Genomic DNA, 19,764 nt, shown 5'->3' on the forward strand with positions numbered 1-19,764 from the left:
CGCACCCCCTCCATCGATCGCGATCAGAACGCCCGCCCGTCCTCGGGCGGTCGTGCGACGGTGCCCTCCCGCGGGGACATCGCCCGTCGATCTCGGGACCTTCGGCCCGGTTCTCCGCGGTACCGCGCCGGCACGATGATCGCGACGCCCCGGTCTCCGGTTGCGCTCCGGCGCACCTTTGACGAACGTGGGCAGCACGGCGATCTACCCGAGGGGAGCGGCGCGGATGTCACGAGCGACGGGAGGGGCGGGGCGAGCGCTGCTGTCGGTGGGCGGCCTGGTACGCCGGGCCGAGGTCTCCGCCGACGGCCGGACGCTGCACCAGATCGGCGGCCGGGAGGCCGACGCCTTCTACCGGGACCGCTGGTCGTACGACAAGGTGGTGCGCTCCACGCACGGGGTCAACTGCACCGGCTCGTGCTCCTGGAAGGTGTACGTCCGCGACGGCATCATCACCTGGGAACAGCAGCAGACCGACTATCCGAGCGTCGGGCCCGACCGGCCGGAGTACGAGCCACGGGGCTGCCCCCGGGGCGCCGCCTTCTCCTGGTACACCTACTCCCCCACCCGGGTGCGCTACCCGTACGCCCGGGGCGTGCTGGTGGAGATGTACCGGGAGGCCAAGGGCCGGCTGGGCGACCCGGTGGCCGCCTGGGCGGACATCCAGGCCGACCCGGAACGCCGCCGCCGCTACCAGCGGGCGCGCGGCAAGGGCGGGCTGGTGCGGATCACCTGGGACGAGGCGCAGGAGATGATCGCCGCCGCGCACGTGCACACGATCTCCGCGTACGGGCCGGACCGGGTCGCCGGGTTCTCCCCGATCCCGGCGATGTCGATGGTGTCGCACGCCGTCGGCGCCCGGTTCGTCTCGCTGCTCGGCGGGTCGATGCTCTCCTTCTACGACTGGTACGCGGACCTGCCGGTGGCCTCCCCGCAGGTGTTCGGCGACCAGACCGACGTGCCCGAGTCCGGCGACTGGTGGGACGCCTCCTACTTCGTCATGTGGGGCTCGAACGTCCCGGTGACCCGCACCCCGGACGCGCACTGGATGGCCGAGGCGCGCTACCGCGGCCAGAAGGTCGTGGTGGTCAGCCCGGACTACGCCGACAACGTGAAGTTCGCCGACGAGTGGATGCCCGCCCAGCCGGGCACCGACGGCGCCCTGGCGATGGCGATGGGGCACGTCGTGCTCAAGGAGTTCTTCGTCGACCGGCGCACCCCGCGCTTCGTCGACTACGTGCGCCGCTTCACCGACCTGCCGTTCCTGGTGACCCTCGAGCCGGGCGCGGACGGGGCGTACCGGCCGGGCCGGTTCCTCACCGCCGAGGACCTGGGCGAGACCGGGCGGGAGGCGGCCTTCAAGACGGTGCTCTGGGACTCGGCCACCGGCGCCCCGGCCGTGCCCGGCGGCAGCCTCGGCCACCGGTGGGGCGAGCGGCAGGGCTGGTGGAACCTCGACCTGGGCGACCTGGAACCGGCGCTGACCTGCCTCGGCGCCGGCGACCCGGTCGAGGTGGAGCTGCCCCGCTTCGACACCGACACCCCACAGGTGCTGCGCCGTGGCGTGCCGACCCGGATGGTGCGCGGCCAGCTGGTGACCAGCGTGTTCGATCTGCTGCTGGCCCAGTACGGGGTGGCCCGCGACGGGCTGCCCGGGCAGTGGCCGGCCGGCTACGACGACGTCGAGGCGCCGTACACGCCGGCGTGGCAGGAGCCGATCACCGGGGTGCCGGCGGCCCAGGTGGCCCGGGTGGCCCGGGAGTTCGCCGACAACGCGGAGCGCTCCGGCGGCCGGTCGATGATCCTGCTCGGCGCCGGCACGAATCACTGGTTCCACTCCGACGCCACCTACCGGGCGATCCTCGCGCTGGTGACCCTCACCGGCTGCCAGGGCGTCAACGGCGGCGGCTGGGCGCACTACGTCGGGCAGGAGAAGTGCCGGCCGGTGACCGGCTGGCAGCAGCTCGCCTTCGGCCTCGACTGGGTCCGCCCACCACGGCAGATGATCGGCACCGCGTTCTGGTACGTGCACACCGACCAGTGGCGCTACGACACCTACTCCGCGGACGTGGTGGCCTCCCCCACCGGCACGGGCGCCTTCGCCGGGAAGCACACCATGGACCTGCTGGCCCAGTCGGCCCGGTCGGGCTGGATGCCGTCGATGCCGACCTTCGACCGCAGCCCGCTGGACCTGGCCGACGAGGCCCTGGCCGCCCGACCGGACGATCCCGCCGGCTGGGTGGCGGAGCAGCTCGGCCAGGGGAAGGTGAGGTTCGCCTGCACCGACCCGGACGCGCCGCAGAACTGGCCGCGGGTGCTGACCGTGTGGCGGGCCAACCTGCTCGGCTCGTCCGCCAAGGGCAACGAGTACTTCCTGCGGCACCTGCTCGGCACCGACGCGAACCTGCGCGCCGACGAGGCCCCGGCGCAGCTGCGGCCGAAGGACGTGACGTGGCGGGACGAGGCGCCGGAGGGCAAGCTCGACCTGCTGCTGAGCCTCGACTTCCGGATGACCTCGACGACGCTCTTCTCCGACATCGTGCTGCCGGCCGCCACCTGGTACGAGAAGCACGACCTGAGCAGCACCGACATGCACCCCTTCGTGCACGCGTTCACCCCGGCGATCAACCCGCCGTGGCAGACCCGCACCGACTTCGCCACCTTCCACGGCATCGCCCGGGCGTTCTCCCGGCTCGCGGCCACCCACCTGGGTGTCCGGAAGGACCTGGTCGCGGCGCCGCTGCTGCACGACACCCCGGACGCGATGGCCACGCCGCACGGCCGGGTGCGGGACTGGGCGGCCGAGGGCGAGACGCCGGTGCCGGGCCGGACCATGCCGAAGCTGCTGGTGGTGGAGCGCGACTACGGCGCTGTCGCCGACCAACTGGCCGCCCTCGGCCCGCTGCTGGACACCCTCGGCACCACCGGCAAGGGCGTGCACGTCGACGTCCGGCCCGAGGTGGCGTACCTGCGCCGCCGCAACGGCGAGATCCGCGGCGGCGTCGCCGACGGGCGGCCGTCGCTGGCGACGGACGTGCACGCCTGCGAGGCGATCCTCGCCCTTTCCGGCACCACGAACGGCCGGGTCGCCACCGCCGGCTTCCGGGACGTGGAGAAGCGCACCGGCGTACGCCTGGCCGACCTGGCCGCCGAGCACGAGGGCAAGCAGATCACCTTCGCCGACACCCAGTCCCGCCCGGTCCCGGTGATCACCAGCCCGGAGTGGTCGGGCAGCGAGCACGGCGGGCGGCGCTACTCGCCGTTCACCATCAACACCGAGCGGCTCAAGCCCTGGCACACCCTCACCGGGCGGCAGCACTTCTTCCTCGACCACGACTGGATGCACGAGGCCGGCGAGGCGCTGCCGATCTTCCGGCCGCCGCTGGACATGCACAAGCTGTTCGGCGAGCCGAGGCTGGGCCGCAACGGCGAGCTGGAGATCACCGTCCGGTACCTCACACCGCACTCGAAGTGGTCGATCCACTCCGAGTACCAGGACAACCTGCTGATGCTGACGCTGTCCCGGGGCGGGCCGACGATGTGGATGAGCGAGGCGGACGCCGCGAAGATCGGCGTACGGGACAACGACTGGATCGAGGCGGTCAACCGCAACGGCGTGGTGGTCTGCCGGGCCGTGGTCAGCCACAAGATGCCCGAGGGCACCGTCTACATGTACCACGCCCAGGAGCGGGTGATCGACGTGCCGAAGGCCGAGGTGAACGGCCGACGCGGCGGCATCCACAACTCGCTGACCCGGCTGCTGGTCAAACCCACCCACCTGATCGGCGGGTACGCGCAACTCTCGTTCGCCTTCAACTACCTCGGACCCACCGGCAACCAGCGCGACGAGGTCACCGTGATCCGCCGCCGCTCGCAGGAGGTGCAGTACTGATGCGCGTGATGGCCCAGATGGCGATGGTGATGAACCTCGACAAGTGCATCGGCTGCCACACCTGCTCGGTGACCTGCAAACAGGCGTGGACCAACCGGTCCGGGGTCGAGTACGTCTGGTTCAACAACGTGGAGACCCGGCCCGGCCAGGGCTACCCGCGCACCTACGAGGACCAGGAACGCTGGCAGGGCGGCTGGGTCCGCACCCGCGCCGGCCGGCTCAAGCCCCGTTCCGGCGGCCGGGTGAAACGGCTGTTCAGCATCTTCGCCAACCCGAAGCTGCCGGCCATGCAGGACTACTACGAGCCCTGGACGTACGACTACGAGCACCTGCTCACCGCGCCGGCCGGTGAGGACACCCCGGTGGCCCGGCCGAAGTCGCTGCTCACCGGCGCGGACACGAAGATCACCTGGAGCGCCAACTGGGACGACTCGCTGGCCGGCGGCAACGAGATCGCCGCCGCCGACCCGGTGCTGGCGAAGGTCTCCGACCAGGTGAAGCAGGAGTTCGAGAAGACCTTCATGTTCTTCCTGCCGCGCATCTGCGAGCACTGCCTCAACCCGTCCTGCGCCGCGTCCTGCCCGTCGGGGGCCATCTACAAGCGGGCCGAGGACGGCATCGTGCTGGTCGACCAGGACCGCTGCCGGGGCTGGCGGATGTGCGTGACCGGCTGCCCGTACAAGAAGGTCTACTTCAACCACCGCACCGGCAAGGCGGAGAAGTGCACCTTCTGCTTCCCGCGCATCGAGATCGGCCAGCCCACCATCTGCTCCGAGACCTGCGTCGGCCGGCTGCGCTACCTCGGGTTGATGCTCTACGACGCCGACCGGGTCGCCGAGGCCGCCGCGCTGGAGGACGAGCACGACCTGTACGACGCGCAGCGCTCGGTCTTCCTCGACCCGCACGACCCGGGGGTGGTCGCCGCCGCCCGCGCGGCCGGTATCCCCGACGACTGGATCGAGGCCGCGCGACGCTCCCCGGTCTGGGATCTGATCATGAAGTACGAGGTGGCGCTGCCGCTGCACCCGGAGTACCGGACCATGCCGATGGTCTGGTACATCCCGCCGCTGTCACCGGTGGTGGACGTGCTGCGGGAGACCGGCCACGACGGCGAGGCGGCGGGCAACCTCTTCGGCGCCATCGACGCGCTGCGCATCCCGGTGGAGTACCTCGCCGAGCTCTTCACCGCCGGCGATCCCGGTCCGGTGCGCGGGGTGCTCGACCGGCTCGCCGCGATGCGCGCCTACCAGCGCCGGATCAACCTGGGCGAGGCGCCCGACGAGTCGATCGCCGCCGCGGTCGGCATGACCGGCGAGCAGATGGACGAGATGTACCGGCTGCTGGCCATCGCCAAGTACGAGCAGCGCTACGTCATCCCGGCGGCGCACGCCGAGGACGCGCACCGGCTGGAGACGATCGCCACCGAGTGCAGCCTCGACTACGAGGGCGGCCCGGGCATGGGCGGCGGCGGCCCGTACGGGCAGGGACCGTTCGGCGAGTCGTCCGGGACGCCGGTGCCGGTGCAGGTGGAGACCTTCCACATGCTCCGCGACCGGCAGACGGCTGACGGCTTCACCGACCCCGGCGACGAGCCGCGCCGGGTCAACCTGCTCAACTGGGACGGCAAGGGCACTCCGAAGGGGCTCTTCCCGCCCCGGGCCCGGGAACCCGAGCCGGATCACGACGCCCCGGCGTCCGGCACCGAGCCGGGCGGTGGACGATGAGCGGGCCGGCCTGGCGGGCGGTGGCGGCCCGGGCCGCCTCGCTGCTGCTGCGCTATCCCGACGACGAGGTGACCGCGGCGCTGCCGGTGCTGCGGGCCGCCCTGGACGAGCTGCCGGCCGCGCTGGCCGGGCCGCTGGGCGAGGTGGTCGCGCACCGCGAGGGCACCCCGGCCGGCCAGCTCCGGGCGGCGTACGTGGAGCTGTTCGACTTCCGCCGCCGCTGCTGCCTGCACCTGACGTACTACACCTGCGGGGACACCCGGAAGCGGGGCGAGGCGCTGGTCGGCTTCGCCGCCGCGTACCGGCGGGCGGGCCTGGCGGTGGTCGACGGCGAGCTGCCCGACTTCCTGCCCGCGGTGCTCGACCTGGCCGCCGTCGACGACGGCGGGTGGCGGCTGCTGCGCGACCACCGGGTCGGGCTCGACCTGCTGGTCGAGGCGCTCGGGCGGGAGAGGTCGGTCTACCGGCACGCGGTGGCCGCCGTCCGGGAGATGCTGCCGCCCGCCGGCCCGGCCGAGCTCGCCGCGGCCGCCCGGTTGGCCCGCACCGGCCCCCCGGTCGAGCAGGTCGGACTGGAACCGTTCGGGCTGGTCGACACCACCGGAGGTCGCCGGTGAGCGCGAGGAACGCAGCGCAGCGGAGTACCGCAGTCGCGAACGAAGGAAGGCACCGGTGAGCGCGAGGAACGCAGCGCAGCGGAGTACCGCAGTCGCGAACGAAGGGAGGCACCGGTGAACACGCTGCTGTGGGTGGTGTACCCGTACCTGTCGCTGGCGGTCCTGGTCGGCGGCCTGATCTGGCGCTACCGGTACGACAAGTTCGGCTGGACCACCCGCTCCTCCCAGCTCTACGAGAGCAGCATCCTGCGCTGGGGCAGCCCGCTGTTCCACTTCGGGGTGCTGATGGTCCTCATCGGACACGTCGGCGGCCTGCTGGTGCCGAAGGCGTGGACCGAGGCGGTCGGCGTCACCGAGCACACGTACCACCTGATGGCCGTGTTCATCGGCACGGTGGCCGGCTTCTGCACCCTGATCGGGCTGGGCATCCTGATCGCCCGCCGGCGGCTCACCGGCCCGGTCTTCGCCGCCACCACCCGCAACGACAAGGCGATGTACCTGGTGCTCGCCGGGGTGATCGTGCTGGGGCTCTGGGCCACCGTCCGGGCCAACGTCTCCGGTCCCGGCTACGACTACCGGGAGACGATCTCCCCGTGGTTCCGGTCGCTGTTCTATCTCAGCCCGGACCCGGCGGTGATGGCCGGCGTCCCGGTGGCCTTCCAGATCCACATCCTGGGGGCGTTCGCGCTCTTCGCGTTCTGGCCGTTCACCCGCCTGGTGCACGCGTTCAGCGCTCCGGTCGGCTACGTCACCCGGCCGTACGTGGTGTACCGCAGCCGGGACGAGCGGCCCGGGTTGCGACCGAGCCGGCGCGGCTGGGAGGGCCCGCCCCGACTGCCCACTCCGCGCGGCGGCCGCAGCCGCTCGGCCCGGTGAGCACGGTGAGCGCGGTGAGCACGGTGAGCACGGTGCCTGTCCGGTGCGGCCGCGTCAACATGACGGCCACCGACGGGCCGGGGCGACGTCCCCGCCGAGGGGTGACCTCCGGCCCTGCTCGGCGGCGATCGGCGCGACGAGGCTCGTAGCGACAGGAATCCGCACCGCCTGCCGACGCCAGCGGGCGGTCCGACGACCCGATCGGGAGCAGCGATGACCACCGCCCGCAACGGACAGCCGACGGACACCGCCACGATGCCGGGTGCGCCCCACGTCGACCCGCCCGGCACGCCGACGCCGGGCAGGTCCGGCGCGACGCTCCAGCTCGCCCTGGCCACCCTCGGCTTCCTGGTCAACTTCTGGGCGTGGGCGCTGCTCGGGCCGCTCGGCCCCGGCATCAAGGAGCGCCTCGACCTCAGCTTCGCCGCGCAGTCCCTGCTGGTGGCCGTACCGGTGGTGGTGGGGTCGTTGGGGCGCGTACCGGTCGGCGCGCTCACCGACCGGTACGGGGCTCGGGTGGTCTTCCCGCTGGTCACGCTCGCCACCATCGTGCCGGTGCTGACCCTGAGCGTGGTCTCGTCCTACCCGGCGCTGATCGTTACCGGCTTCTTCCTCGGCATCGGCGGCACCGCCTTCGCGGTCGGCGTCCCGCTGGTGTCCGGCTGGTACCCGCCCGCCCGGCGCGGCTTCGCCATCGGGGTGTTCGGCGTCGGCATGGGCGGCACCGCGATCGCCAACTTCACCACCGTCCGGCTCGCCGACGCCTACGGTGACCGGGCGCCGTTCCTGCTGGTCGCCGCGATCCTGGCCGGCTACGCGGTGCTGTCGTTCCTGCTGCTGCGGGACGCACCGGGCCGGGCACGACCGGCCGGATCGGCCTGGCGGCGGCTGTCCGTGGTGGGCCGGCTGACCGTCACCTGGCAACTGTGCTTCCTGTACGCGGTGGGCTTCGGCGGCTTCGTCGCGTTCAGCGTCTACCTACCCGCCTACCTGCGCACCGCGTACGACCTGAGCGCCGGGGACGGCGCGTTGCGCACCGCCGGGTTCGTGGTGCTCGCCGTGCTGGCCCGCCCGCTGGGTGGCTGGCTCTCCGACCGGCTGCACCCGGTGCCGGTGCTGGTCTGGTGCTTCGGCGGGGTGGCGGTCTTCGCGGTGGTGCAGGCCTTCCAGCCCCGGCTGATGCCGGTGGCGACCGTCGCGCTGCTCGGCATGGCGGTGCTGCTCGGCGCGGCCAGCGGCGCCGTGTTCGCCCTGGTCGGCAAGGTCGCCCCGGCCGACCAGGTCGGCGCGGTCACCGGGCTGGTCGGCGCCGCCGGTGGCCTCGGCGGATTCGTCCCGCCGCTGGTGATGGGCTGGGTGTACGGCGTGCAGGGCTCGTACGCCATCGGCCTGATGCTGCTCTCCGACGTCGCACTGGCCGCCGCGGTGTTCACCGCGGTGAAGATGGGCGGCCTGGCCCGGCGCGACACCTGACGGCACCGGATCCCCGAAGGGGGCAGGCAAGAAAAAGGGGGATTGCTCCCCTCCATTTTCAAGGTATAGCGGACCCGGGGGCTTGTGGCAAGACCCGGGTCGTGCCGCAGAATCGCTGGCCGAGGCCAGGATCTGGCGGAAATGGGGGGGAGTTGCGACATGCGTACGTTCATGTCGACGTATGGGGCGGGTGGGAACGGCGAGCCGGCGGCGGGCGGCGCGGCCGGTGGCAACGGCGGCCGGGCACCCGTGACCGGCACCAGCGTGTTCGACCTGCCCGACCAGCTCGCCGGCAAGGCCGACCCGGCGCTGATCGCCCACGACGAGCGGCACTTCGCGGCCATGGCGGAGAGCCTCGAGCAGTTGTCCGCCGACCTGTCCGACCGCCTCGACGCCGCGCGCAAGGCGCCCGGCGGCAAGGGCCGGCAGGCGGTCGACCGGGACCAGGAGGTCCGCCGGCTCTCCGCTCGCCTGCGCGCGTTGGATCGCTACGGTCTGGACCTCTGCCTCGGGCACATGGTCAGCGCGGACGACCCGGAGCCGGTGTACATCGGACGGCGTGGCCTCACCGACAGCGCCGGTCGTCGGCTGCTGCTCGACTGGCGCTCCCCGGCGGCCGAGCCGTTCTTCGGCGCCACCCACGCCAACCCGATGGGTCTGGTGAGCCGCCGCCGGTACCGCTGGACCCGGGGCCGGATCACCGACTACTGGGACGAGGTGTTCAGCCCGGACGGGTTCGCGGGGCACGCCGCCGCCCTCGACGACCAGTCCGCCTTCATCGCCAGCCTGGGCGGCAGCCGGTCGGACCGGATGCGGGACGTGCTCGGCACCATCCAGGCCGACCAGGACGCCATCATCCGGGCGGGATCGAACGGCGCGCTCGTGGTGGACGGCGGCCCGGGTACCGGGAAGACCGTCGTCGCGCTGCACCGCACCGCCTACCTGCTCTACGCCGATCCTCGCCTCGGCCACCGCCGCGGCGGCGTGCTGTTCGTCGGTCCACACCAGCCCTACCTGACCTACGTCTCCGACGTCCTGCCCAGCCTCGGCGAGGAGGACGTGCAGATCTGCACCCTGCGGGACCTCGTCCCCGAGGGCGCCGCGGCGCGCGTGGAGACCGACCCGGAGGTGGCCCGGCTGAAGTCGTCCGCCGACCTGGTGCGGGCGATCGAGGCGGCCGTCCGGTTCTACGAGGAGCCGCCGACCAAGGGGATGACGGTCACCACCGACGACGCCGAACTCCGGCTGAGCGCCGCCGACTGGGCCGACGCGTTCGACGCGCCGGATCCCGGCACCCCGCACAACGAGGCGCGGGACGCGATCTGGGCGGAACTGCTCACGATCCTGATCGACAGGTACGACGGCGACGAGCCGGACGAGCTGGTCCGCCGGTCGCTGCTGCGCAACCCGGAGCTGCGCACGGCCGTCAACCGGGCGTGGCCGGTGCTCGACCCGGCCGAACTCGTCGCGGATCTCTGGTCGGTCCCCGCCTACCTGCAAAAATGCGCCCCCTGGCTGAGCACTGACGACATCCGGAAGCTCCAGCGCGACGACGCCCGGGCGTGGACGCTGTCGGACCTGCCGCTGCTGGACGCGGCCCGGCAGCGGATCGGCGACCCGCAGGCGTCCGGGCGCCGGAGCCGGTCCGACACCGCGGCCGCCGTCGAACGCGAGCAGATGACCAGGGTCGTCGACGACCTGATCGAGGCCAACGCCTACGACGACGGCGAAGGTCTGCTGACGATGCTGCGCCAGCAGGACCTACGGGACGCCCTGGTCGAGGGGAGCGTGTCGCCCGATACCGAGCCGGACCGGCTCGCCGGCCCGTTCGCGCACATCGTCGTGGACGAGGCGCAGGAGCTGACCGACGCGGAGTGGCAGATGCTGCTGCTCCGCTGCCCGTCCCGGAGCTTCACCATCGTCGGGGACCGCGCCCAGGCCCGGCACGGGTTCACCGAGTCGTGGCGGGACCGGCTCGAACGGATCGGGCTCGACCGGATCGACCTGGCGTCCCTGACCATCAACTACCGGACGCCGAAGGAGATCATGACGGCGGCCGAGCCGGTCATCCGCGCCGCGCTCCCGGACGCCAACGTGCCGACCTCCATCCGCAGCGGCGGCGTCCCCGTCGGGTACGGAGCCGTTTCGGAGCTGCGCCCGATCCTCGACGCCTGGCTCGCCGCGCACGCCGACGGGATCGCCTGCGTCATCGGCGATCCCACTGTCGAGGCCACCTCCCGGGTCCGGTCGCTGACCCCCGAACTGGCGAAGGGGCTCGAGTTCGACCTGGTCGTCCTCGTCGACCCCGAGACGTTCGGCGCCGGCATCGAGGGGGCCGTCGACCGCTACGTCGCGATGACCCGGGCGACCCAGCAGCTCGTGATCCTCACCAGCTCCTGACGCCGACCGGTCGGCACGGTGCCTCGCCGTCCACGCCTGGCGGGGCACCGCGCCGACGGCCGCTACGGCTGCCCGGCGGAGCAGTTGTTGCTCGTCCGTTCGACGGTGTACTCGGTGTCGTCGTTCGTGATGCCCGACGGCTGGCCGTCGAAGTAGGTCTCCACCTTCTCCCAGCCGCGGCGCTGCTCGTAGTGCAGATGCGGGGCGCCGGAGTTGCCGGTGCTGCCGACCCGTCCGATCTGCTCGCCCTGGGCGACCCGCTGGCCCTCCCTGACCAGCGGCGGTTCGAGCAGATGGAGGTACTGGGTCTCCCACCTGCCGCCGTGGTCGATCTTCACCCAGTAACCCCCGCCCCGGCCGCGCGGGCCGTTCGGGTTGTCCGGGGTGCGCTCGCCCAGCGAGCCGTTGATCCCGGCCACGGTGACCGTGCCGGCGGAGGACGCGAGCACCGGCCTCCCCCACGCCTCGCCGGTGGTGGGGAACAGGTCGACGTCGAAGTCGTCGTGCCCGGGGTAGGTGCCGAGCTGCCAGGTCTCGCCGCAGGCGACCGGGAGCTGGAAGAGCGGACGCGGGCCCGGCGGCCGCAGCAGTGGCACCACCACCAGGGCGGCCGCGACGATCGCCGCGGCCGCGCCGAGCGCGAGGATCCACCGGACGGTACGTCTGCGGGTGTGGCGGCGGGCGCGGTGTCGGGCTGAAGGATGGCCGGTCGTCACCGCCCGAAGCATGGCAGACGCGGGCAAGCCTCCGGCTGCGGGGTGGTGCGGTCGGTCACTCCGTGAAGAGCTTCGCCGCGGTGGTCAGGGTCTGCACGACGCCGTAGCCGAGCAGCACGGTGACCAGCGCCCAGGAGATCCAGAGTCGGGCCTGTTGCGTCCCGACGGCCGGCGCCGCGGGGCGGCTCTCCGGCCCCAGCGCGACCGGGTCGGTCTTCTCGGCCGGCGCCACCGGCACGGCTCCGCCGGTGTCCGGTTCGTGGAAGCGTTCCGGGACCGGACGGATCAGCAGGTTGGCGATGAAACCGATGGCCAGCACGCCGACCATGGTGAACAGGGCCGGTCGGTACGCCGAGGCGGTGAGCGTGCCCGGCTTGCCCTGCGTGTCGAGGATCCCGTTGACGATCAGCGGCCCGGCCACCCCCGCGGCGGACCAGGCGGTCAGCAGCCGGCCGTGGATGGCGCCGACCTGGTGGGTGCCGAACAGGTCCCGCAGGTAGGCGGGGACGGTGGAGAACCCGCCGCCGTAGAAGGAGATGATGACGCCGGCCAGCAGCACGAACAGCACGGTGGCGTTCTGCCCGACCAGCGCCAGCAGGACGTACAGCACCATGCCGAGGCCGAGGTAGAGCACGTAGATCGGCTTGCGGCCGATGAGGTCGGACGTCGACGACCAGACGAAGCGCCCGGCCATGTTGAACAGCGACAGCACGCCGACGAAGCCCCCCGCCGCGGCGACCGAGACGGCCGACACCCCGTTGTCCCGGAAGAAGTCCTGGATCATCGGCGCGGCCTGCTCCAGGATGCCGATGCCGGCCGTCACGTTGGTGAAGAGCACGATCCAGAGCAGCCAGAACGAGCGCGTGCGGATGGCGTTCGCGGCGGACACGCTGGCCCGGGTGACCATGGGCTTGCGCGCCACCGACGCGGGATCGAAGCCGGCCGGGCGCCAACCGGGTGGGGGCACCCGCACGTTGAACACGCCGAACATCATGATCACGAAGTAGCCGATGCCGAGCGTGAGGAAGAGCCCCACCAGCGCGCCGCTGGACGCCACCGCCCCCGCCCTGGCGGGGTCGAAGCCGGGGTCGTAGAGGGAGAGCAACTGGCGCGACAGCGGGCTGGCGAGCAGCGCGCCGCCGCCGAACCCCATGATCGCCAGGCCGGTGGCGAGCCCGGGACGGTCCGGGAACCACTTGATCAGCGTGGAGACGGGCGAGATGTAGCCGAGGCCGAGCCCGATGCCGCCGATCACGCCGTAGCCGAGGTAGAGCAGCCAGAGCTGCCGGGTGGCGATGCCGAGCGCGCCGATCAGGAAGCCGGCCGCCCAGAAGCAGGCGGAGGTGAACATGGTCTTTCGGGGTCCGCTGCGCTCGGCCCAGGTGCCGCCGACCGCCGCCGAGAGACCGAGCATCACGATCGCGATACTGAAGATCACCCCGATCGCGGTCTGGCTGACGTCGAACCGGGCGATCAGCGAGTTCTTGTACACGCTGGTCGCATAGACCTGTCCGATGCACAGATGCACCGCGAGCGCCGCCGGCGGGATCAGCCACCGGCTGTATCCGGGAGGCGCGACGGTGTGCCGAGGGTCGAGCGCGGCCAACACGGGCACTTCCGCACCTCCTGCGCGCGAACGTACGGTCCGCGGTGGAACGGCCGTGGCGGGTCCCACCGCGTCAGGACACGGCGGGGTACCCGGACAGCGCCGGTGTATCCCCGCCGTGGGGCGGTAGGACCACCGGGTGCGGAATGCGCGCGATGGTTGGCCGGTGGCAAGCATCCGGCGGACCCCCGCCCGCTCGCGAGGAGGCGCGAGCGGCGAGGTCCGTGGGCCGGAGGGCCGTCAGGTGACGCGGCTCAGGCCGCGCCGGTCGTTGCCTCGGCGTACGTTCTCCGTCCGGCCGCCGGAGCCGAGCATCCGGCGAGCGGCCTCGAGCCCGGTCAGCGCCGCCCCGTAGGCGGTGACCTCGCGCTGGAAGTGCTCGACCTTGGCGTACCAGAACTTGAGCTCGGGGTTCATCGTCTTGGAGTTGATGTAGTTGACGATGTCCGTGTCCGGGTCGATGCCCCGGCGCGCGCAGCAGCGGTCGAAGCGGGCCTTGGTGCGGTCGTACTTCTCGGTCATCGCCGCCAGGCTGGCCTCGGCCTCCAGCAGCCTGGACTGCAGGTACGCCACGTATTCACGGGGAATCGCCGGGCTGGCGAACTCCAGCCGGGTGGTGGACAGCGCAGACACGGCCATCACCGCCCCGGACAGCTGGCGGGACCGTGCCGCCGGCGCGAGGCGACCAGCGCGTACGGCCGCCGGGCCGGCACACCGCGGCCTGGCGTCCCGGGCAACGCCGCCTGCCGGGCTACGGATCCATTCAGGAAGATCATGTCGACCACGCTCCACTCTCGTCTGGTGCGCCGCCAGCGGGGTCGAGGGGGATCGAGCCCTGGTGCGGGGCCGGCCACGTTGCCGCCAGCCGCTGCCGGCGCAGTGACGTACTTCTACCCCTCCCGGCGGCCGACTATGCCGGCCGGGGACGGAACGCCCGCTCAGGCCGGGTCAGGCGCGAGCAGGCCGCACAGCAGGCTCCGCTGTGCCCGCTCGAAGAGGTCCGTGGCCGGGGGCGCGATGGGCGGCTGGGTGAGGGCTGCCACCAGGTGCGGGTACGGGGTGACGTCGAGGCCGGCGAACGTGAGCGCCTCACCGGCCGTCCGCTTCCGGGCGAACAGGATGGAGATCCCGTTCATCACGCCGATCGCCTCGAACTTGGCGACCGGCGTCGCCGGGACCGGCGCCATGATCCGCAGGCAGGCGTCGAAGAACGCCAGCGCCTCCGGGCCGATCGCGGACGCCCGTTGGCTCAGGTCGGACAGCCAGGGGTGCCGCTCGTGCACGGCCCGCTGGGCGCGGGCCATCCGCAGCATCGCGTCCAGCCAGTCACCGTCGGGCTCCGGATACGGCCGCAGCTCGGCGGCCACCCGGTCGGCCATCAGGTCGAGCAGGTCGTCCCGGGAGGAGAGGTACCGGTAGAGCGAGGCCGCCCCGGTCTCCAGTCGGGTGGCGACCGCCCGCATCGAGACCGCGGCCAGCCCGTCGGCGTCCGCGATCGCGATCGCCGCCGCCACGATGTCGTCCCGGTTGTGCGCGGGCGCCGGGCCCCGGGTGCCGCGTTCGGGGCGGCGCCAGATCGACTCGCGCTGGGAGTGGCCGGAATTCGGGGCTGCGTCGCTCACCGATCCACTGTAAACTGCAAACGTCGTTCGCAGTTTTTGTCGACGCGGAGACGCGGGAAGGCGGAACGCCCATGGACCGGATCGTCGCGCCGGATGGCGAGAAGATCGTGCTGCACACCACCGGCACCGGCCCGGACGTCGTCGTGGTGCACGGCGGCGGGGTCACCATCGAGCAGTACCGGAGGCTGGCCACCGCCCTCGGCGAGCGCTGCACTGTGCACCTGTACAACCGGCGCGGTCGGGCGGACGCTCCCGCGCGCCGCGAGCCGTACACGGTGACGCAGGAGGTCGAAGACCTGGGCGCGGTGCTCGCGCACACCGGCGCCCGTACGGTCGTCGGGCACAGCTCGGGCGGCTTCATCGCGCTGCGCGCCGCACTCACCCTGCCGATCGCCCGGCTCGCGCTCTACGACCCGGCCATCTCCGTCGACGGCATCCTCTCCGGCGATTTCATCGCCTCGGCGCGGGCGGCGATCCGCGCCGGTGACCCGGCCCGCGCGATGGCGATCGTCGGCGCCGCCGCGAACCCGCACCTCCCGGCGTCCCGACTGCCGCTCGGCGCGCAGACCGCGCTCTGCCGGCTCTTCCTGCGCACCCAGGTCGGGCGGCAGATGAGCGAACTGCTCGACATCACCCTCGACGAGACCGCCCTGGTCGCGGCGCACGGCGGCGCGCCCGAGCAGTACACCGGGGTCGAGGCCGAGGTGCTGTTCGCCTACGGGCAGGCCGGGCCGCCGTACTACCCGAGGATCGCCGCCGCCCTGGCCACCGCACTGCCGCGGATGCGGGTCCTGCCGGTGCCACGCTGCGGCCACGACGGCATCAACCGGGCGCCGGCCCGCCTGGTCGACCCGCTCGCGGCCTTCCTGACCGCGACGGCGTGACGGTCCCGCGCGGGGGCGCACCGGTGGCACCGGTGCGCCCCCGTCCCGGCCGGCGACGCACCGGCTCGGGGGCGGTTCAGAACCCGAGGACGGCCCTACCCCCGACCACCGGCAGCCGCAGCTCACTGTCGTCCGTCGCGACCCGCAGCCGGGTGCCGCCGAGCGGCAGCAGGGTGTACTCCTGGTCGGTGGAGAAGACGACCACGCCGATCCGGTGGCCGGCCGGGAAGACGTAGTCCTTCGGCTCCAGGGTCCACCGGTAGTCGTACAGCTTGCCCTGCCTCACCGGCCGGGTGCGGGCCGGGTCCGTACGGTTCTGCGGGTCCATCCAGCCCCTCGTCACCACCGTCGGTGCGGCGGTCGAGCCGGCCGGGCCGTAGTCCACCAGGTACACGGTGAGGTTGGCGTCCGGCTTGTTGTCGATCGCCATCCGCAGCCGCATCTCCGGCCGGCCGGAGACCCGGACGTCGTGGCTCAGGGCCGGGGAGCGGTAGACGAGCCGGTGCGGGCTCGCCGTGTCGGGGTTGGCCACCAGGGCGTCCGGGTGGACGGTCCGGCCCTCGTCGACGAAGCCCTGCTCGACCTTCCCCGTCGGCCGCTTGCCCGCGGTGAGCGTGCCCGGCCCGGTGGCGTCGGTCGCGGCCAGCTTCAGCGCGACCTCACGGGCGCCCGGGTCGGGCCAGTTGGCGTACGTGGTGTAGACGCGGTTCTCCCGCTGCACCACCGCGGTCGGCTCGTCCATGATCCCGTTGCGTACGCCCCAGAGCCAGTAGTCGAACCAGCGGTTCTCGGTCTGCTTGTAGGTCCAGGTCCGGCCGTCGGGCAGGGTCACCGACGCGTTGCTGCCCGGGCCGCCGTGGCCGCCCTGGTGCAGCCAGATCCTGCGCGGGACGTCGCGCCGGGTCAGCTCGTCCCACCAGCCGGCGAAGTGCTCGGTCTTGACGTTCCAGTCGTTGAGGCCGTGCACCACGAAGACGCTCGCCTCGACCCGTCGGGCGTCGAGATGGTCGCGCTCCCACCAGAACCTCGTGTAGTCGCCGGTCACCCGGTCCTGCTCCGCGGTGAGGCGGGCGATCTCGTCGGCGCACCGACCCTCGGCCCGGGCCTGGCCGGCGGTGAACCGGGCCAGGACGTCGGTGTCCTCGCCCTGGAACGTCCCGGGTGCGACGACCAGCCCGTTGGCCCGGTAGTAGTCGTACCAGCTGCTGATCGCGGCGACCGGCACGATCGTGCGGAGACCCTCCACCCCGGTGGTGGCCACCTGGTTGGGCAGCGTTCCGTTGTAGGAGACGCCGGTCATGCCGACCGCGCCGGTGGTCCAGCCGGCGCTGACCGGCGCGCCGTTCGCGTCGTACCCCGGCGCGCGCCCGTTCAGCCAGTCGACGACCGCCCTGGTGCCGAGCGTCTCGGCCCGGTCGCCGCTGGTCGGACAGCCGTCGGAGTCGCCGGTGCCGACGCTCTGGCCGAGCACCACCGCGTAGCCGCGCGGCACGTAGTAGTCGTCCAGCGAGCCCGGCAGGTTGGCCTTCGCCCCGGCCCGCTGGACGCCCAGGTCGAGCGCCCGCAGCCCGGAGCCGCGGGTCAGGCCGTTCTGCGGCAGCTCGTCCACCAGCACGCTCGGGTACGGCACGTCGCCCCAGACGTCCTTGCGGTACGGGCTGTGCTCGAAGATGACCGGCACCTTGAGCCCCTGGGTGGCGGTCTCGCGGGGCCGGGAGATGTCGATCGCCACCCGGTCGCGCCGGCCGTCGTGGTCGGTGTCGACGGTGGTCTGCACGTACACCCGCTCCTCGATCGCGTCGGCGAGCGAGAAGACCGGCTGGGTCATGCCGTCGACGACCACGATGCCGGGTGGGGTGGTGGCCGCGGGTCGGGCCGCCGCCGGGGCGGCGCTGAGCAGCAACGCGCCGGACACGCCGACGCCGAGTAGGGCCAGATAGCGGGATCGACGCACGCGCGTCTCCCTTCGGTCGGGCTGGTGGCCACGCTCGGCCAGGGGGTGTCCCGAAGATGTCACACGCCGGGCGCGGTGGGCACCCCCGTCGATTGATCCGGACCGGCGATCCGTCCACACCCGAGCGGCCGGGAACGGTCGCCGTCGCTCAGCCGGGACGCTGATCGACACCACGCGACCGGCGCAGGCGCGGCGCCCGCCGCCGGTCAATCGCCGGCTGCGTCCGGATCGCCACGGTGGACGGTCCCGCCGCCCCGGCCGGGCGCCGCGAGCGCCAGCAGCCCGATCGCGAGGACCGCCAGCAGCGCCAGCAGCGGCGCCGTGACCAGGCCGGCCGACGGGGCATCGAGGACCGCGGTGGCGACGAAGGCCTCCGAGCGGATTCCGACCGCCAGGAACGCCTGTGGCTCGGCGACCGCGTCCGACTCGGGCCAGATTATCGGCCGGGCCGGCCCCGTGGCCGTCAGGTCGGCGCTGAGCACGGCGGTGGTCAGCAGCAACGCGCCCAGCACGGCCGGCACGCCGGAGCGCCACCGCCGGCCGGCGGCCACCACGAGCACCGCCAGTGCGGCGGCGACCGCCACCATGGTCGGCACCCGGGCGGCGAGTGTGACCAGCCGTCGGGCCAGCGTCCCGCCGTCGATGTCGACGAGCAGGACGGCCGCCACCACCACGACGACGACCCAGCCGACCCGGCGCGGCCACCGCGCGTCGGTCCGCGGGCGGTCGGCCAGCGTCAGCACCGTGCCGCCGCAGATCAACGACACACCCAGCAACGTCGGCCAGTGCGCGGTGAGCTGCGCCGACAACGCCTCGCCCAGCCAGGCCAGGTCGGCGCCGACGGAGTACGGACCGGGAGCGCTCAGCGGCGCGTAGAACGGCGACAGGTACCTCGGCCCGGCCAGGTCGCGGGCCGCCACCACGGCGTCGACCGCGAGTACGGCGACCCCGGCAGCCACGGCGAGGCGGCCCCGCCCGCCGCCGAGCAGCACGATCGCGGCAAGGCCAGCGAGGGCCACTCCGGTCGCCTGCCCGGCGAGCACCGGCGCGTCCGACAGCGCGCCGAGGACGTGCACCACCGTCGCGCCGCCGACCACCGACCAGCACACCGTTCCCGCAGACAGCCGCACGGCGCACATCCAATCACGCCGATCCGGGTCGCCGCGCGGCGGTTCGACAGCGGGAGCACCGCCCCGCACCACGTGCCGCAGCGCTGAGTTCACGCACCGCGACGGGACGCCGCCATTGATGATCGACTTGTGTTGAGCTGATGACGGCGGACGGCAGGGTGGGCTCACCTTCCGGGGTGCCCGGGAGGCGATGCGACCCGAGGAGGCACGACATGGAGAAGGCCAAGGTCGAGCAGACCGGCACGAAGAAGCTCGCGCTCAAGGTCCGCAAGCTGGAGCGGCTGGAGACGACGGTCATCCGCGAGGGCAACGGCGCCTGACCTTCCGCCCGGCACTTCGGTCGCCACATGACATCGGGGGTGGCGACCGAAGTGCCGTCTCCACCCGGGTTTCGTCCCGGCGCCGGCCCGTCTCGGCCGGCTCCGTCCCAGCTGTCCCTGTGAGCATTGTGAGGTGGCGGATGCGCATGCTCCGGCCGCGTGTCAAGAGTGTCCACGAGCCGTACGTCCTGCCGGGAAACCGACTGATCATCGGCCTGATGCAGTACGGCGTGGCCGCCGAGATCCAGGACGACGAGGACGGCACCATCGCCCGGCTCCTGACGTTGCTGGACGGCACCCGGGACGTGGCCCAGGTCTGTGCGGACCTCGCCGTCACCCACCCGGGCCTCGCTGAGGAGAGCGTCCGCGAGGTGGTGGACCAGCTGATCGAACAGGGGTTCATCGAGGACGCCGCGGCGCCCCTGCCGGAGGGCTTCACCGCGGGCGACGCCGCCCGGTACGACCGCGCGCGGCACTTCTACTCCTGGATCGACACGACCCCCCGCCAGTCCCCGTACGACCCGCAGGCGCGGATCGGGCGGGCCCGGGT

At 72.9% G+C, this 19,764-nt stretch carries 14 protein-coding genes; 8 read left to right on the top strand and 6 right to left on the bottom strand.

The features are described from left to right. Positions 1 to 226 precede the first annotated feature (226 nt). The 6 genes from DLJ47_RS10385 to helR all read left to right on the top strand — a co-directional run bounded on the left by DLJ47_RS10385 (position 227) and on the right by helR (position 10,982). The gene (locus DLJ47_RS10385) at positions 227 to 3,892 is read left to right on the top strand and encodes a nitrate reductase subunit alpha (protein WP_109899831.1); all 3,666 of its coding nucleotides are present in this window, start codon (positions 227 to 229) and stop codon (positions 3,890 to 3,892) included. Next, the gene (gene narH, locus DLJ47_RS10390) at positions 3,892 to 5,616 is read left to right on the top strand and encodes a nitrate reductase subunit beta (RefSeq protein WP_109899832.1); all 1,725 of its coding nucleotides are present in this window, start codon (positions 3,892 to 3,894) and stop codon (positions 5,614 to 5,616) included. Before DLJ47_RS10385 ends, narH begins: the two co-directional genes overlap by 1 nt. Then, a complete protein-coding gene (gene narJ / locus DLJ47_RS10395) occupies positions 5,613 to 6,233 on the top strand; it encodes a nitrate reductase molybdenum cofactor assembly chaperone (RefSeq protein ID WP_109899833.1) in 621 nt (206 codons plus the stop codon). Before narH ends, narJ begins: the two co-directional genes overlap by 4 nt. A gap of 114 nt (positions 6,234 to 6,347) precedes the next feature. Further along, the gene (gene narI / locus DLJ47_RS10400; RefSeq protein WP_109899834.1) at positions 6,348 to 7,109 is read left to right on the top strand and encodes a respiratory nitrate reductase subunit gamma; all 762 of its coding nucleotides are present in this window, start codon (positions 6,348 to 6,350) and stop codon (positions 7,107 to 7,109) included. Positions 7,110 to 7,364: 255 nt separating this feature from the next. Beyond that, positions 7,365 to 8,582 carry an MFS transporter gene (locus tag DLJ47_RS10405; RefSeq protein WP_233257763.1) on the top strand — a complete coding sequence of 406 codons (1,218 nt, stop codon included), beginning with the start codon at positions 7,365 to 7,367 and terminating at the stop codon, positions 8,580 to 8,582. 159 nt (positions 8,583 to 8,741) lie between these two features. Next, a complete protein-coding gene (gene helR / locus DLJ47_RS10410) occupies positions 8,742 to 10,982 on the top strand; it encodes an RNA polymerase recycling motor ATPase HelR (protein ID WP_233257762.1) in 2,241 nt (746 codons plus the stop codon). Positions 10,983 to 11,044: 62 nt separating this feature from the next. On the opposite strand, the gene DLJ47_RS10415 is transcribed toward helR, so the two are convergent. The 4 genes from DLJ47_RS10415 to DLJ47_RS10430 form a co-directional block, all read right to left on the bottom strand. Next, entirely contained in the window at positions 11,045 to 11,710 is a 666-nt protein-coding gene (locus DLJ47_RS10415; protein WP_109899835.1) for a M23 family metallopeptidase, read from the bottom strand. 43 nt (positions 11,711 to 11,753) lie between these two features. Continuing rightward, the gene (locus tag DLJ47_RS10420; RefSeq protein WP_109899836.1) at positions 11,754 to 13,307 is read right to left on the bottom strand and encodes an OFA family MFS transporter; all 1,554 of its coding nucleotides are present in this window, start codon (positions 13,305 to 13,307) and stop codon (positions 11,754 to 11,756) included. 237 nt (positions 13,308 to 13,544) lie between these two features. Beyond that, on the bottom strand, positions 13,545 to 13,937 hold the full coding sequence (locus tag DLJ47_RS10425; RefSeq protein WP_146228065.1) for a hypothetical protein: 393 nt from the start codon (positions 13,935 to 13,937) through the stop codon (positions 13,545 to 13,547). 305 nt (positions 13,938 to 14,242) lie between these two features. Further along, on the bottom strand, positions 14,243 to 14,926 hold the full coding sequence (locus tag DLJ47_RS10430) for a TetR/AcrR family transcriptional regulator (RefSeq protein WP_109899838.1): 684 nt from the start codon (positions 14,924 to 14,926) through the stop codon (positions 14,243 to 14,245). Between the two features lie 71 nt (positions 14,927 to 14,997). On the opposite strand from DLJ47_RS10430, the gene DLJ47_RS10435 reads away from it, so the two are divergent. Then, a complete protein-coding gene (locus DLJ47_RS10435; RefSeq protein WP_109899839.1) occupies positions 14,998 to 15,810 on the top strand; it encodes an alpha/beta fold hydrolase in 813 nt (270 codons plus the stop codon). A gap of 76 nt (positions 15,811 to 15,886) precedes the next feature. On the opposite strand, the gene DLJ47_RS10440 is transcribed toward DLJ47_RS10435, so the two are convergent. Beyond that, on the bottom strand, positions 15,887 to 17,764 hold the full coding sequence (locus DLJ47_RS10440) for a Xaa-Pro dipeptidyl-peptidase (RefSeq protein WP_109899840.1): 1,878 nt from the start codon (positions 17,762 to 17,764) through the stop codon (positions 15,887 to 15,889). A gap of 206 nt (positions 17,765 to 17,970) precedes the next feature. Continuing rightward, complete coding sequence (locus tag DLJ47_RS10445) at positions 17,971 to 18,894, bottom strand: hypothetical protein (RefSeq protein WP_146228066.1); 924 nt, start codon at positions 18,892 to 18,894, stop codon at positions 17,971 to 17,973. Positions 18,895 to 19,360: 466 nt separating this feature from the next. On the opposite strand from DLJ47_RS10445, the gene DLJ47_RS10450 reads away from it, so the two are divergent. Beyond that, the coding region (locus DLJ47_RS10450; RefSeq protein WP_146228067.1) for a PqqD family protein at positions 19,361 to 19,764 on the top strand (404 nt) is incomplete at its 3' end.

Source organism: Micromonospora sp. S4605 (assembly GCF_003176715.1).
In the GTDB taxonomy this organism is placed as follows: domain Bacteria; phylum Actinomycetota; class Actinomycetes; order Mycobacteriales; family Micromonosporaceae; genus Micromonospora; species Micromonospora echinaurantiaca.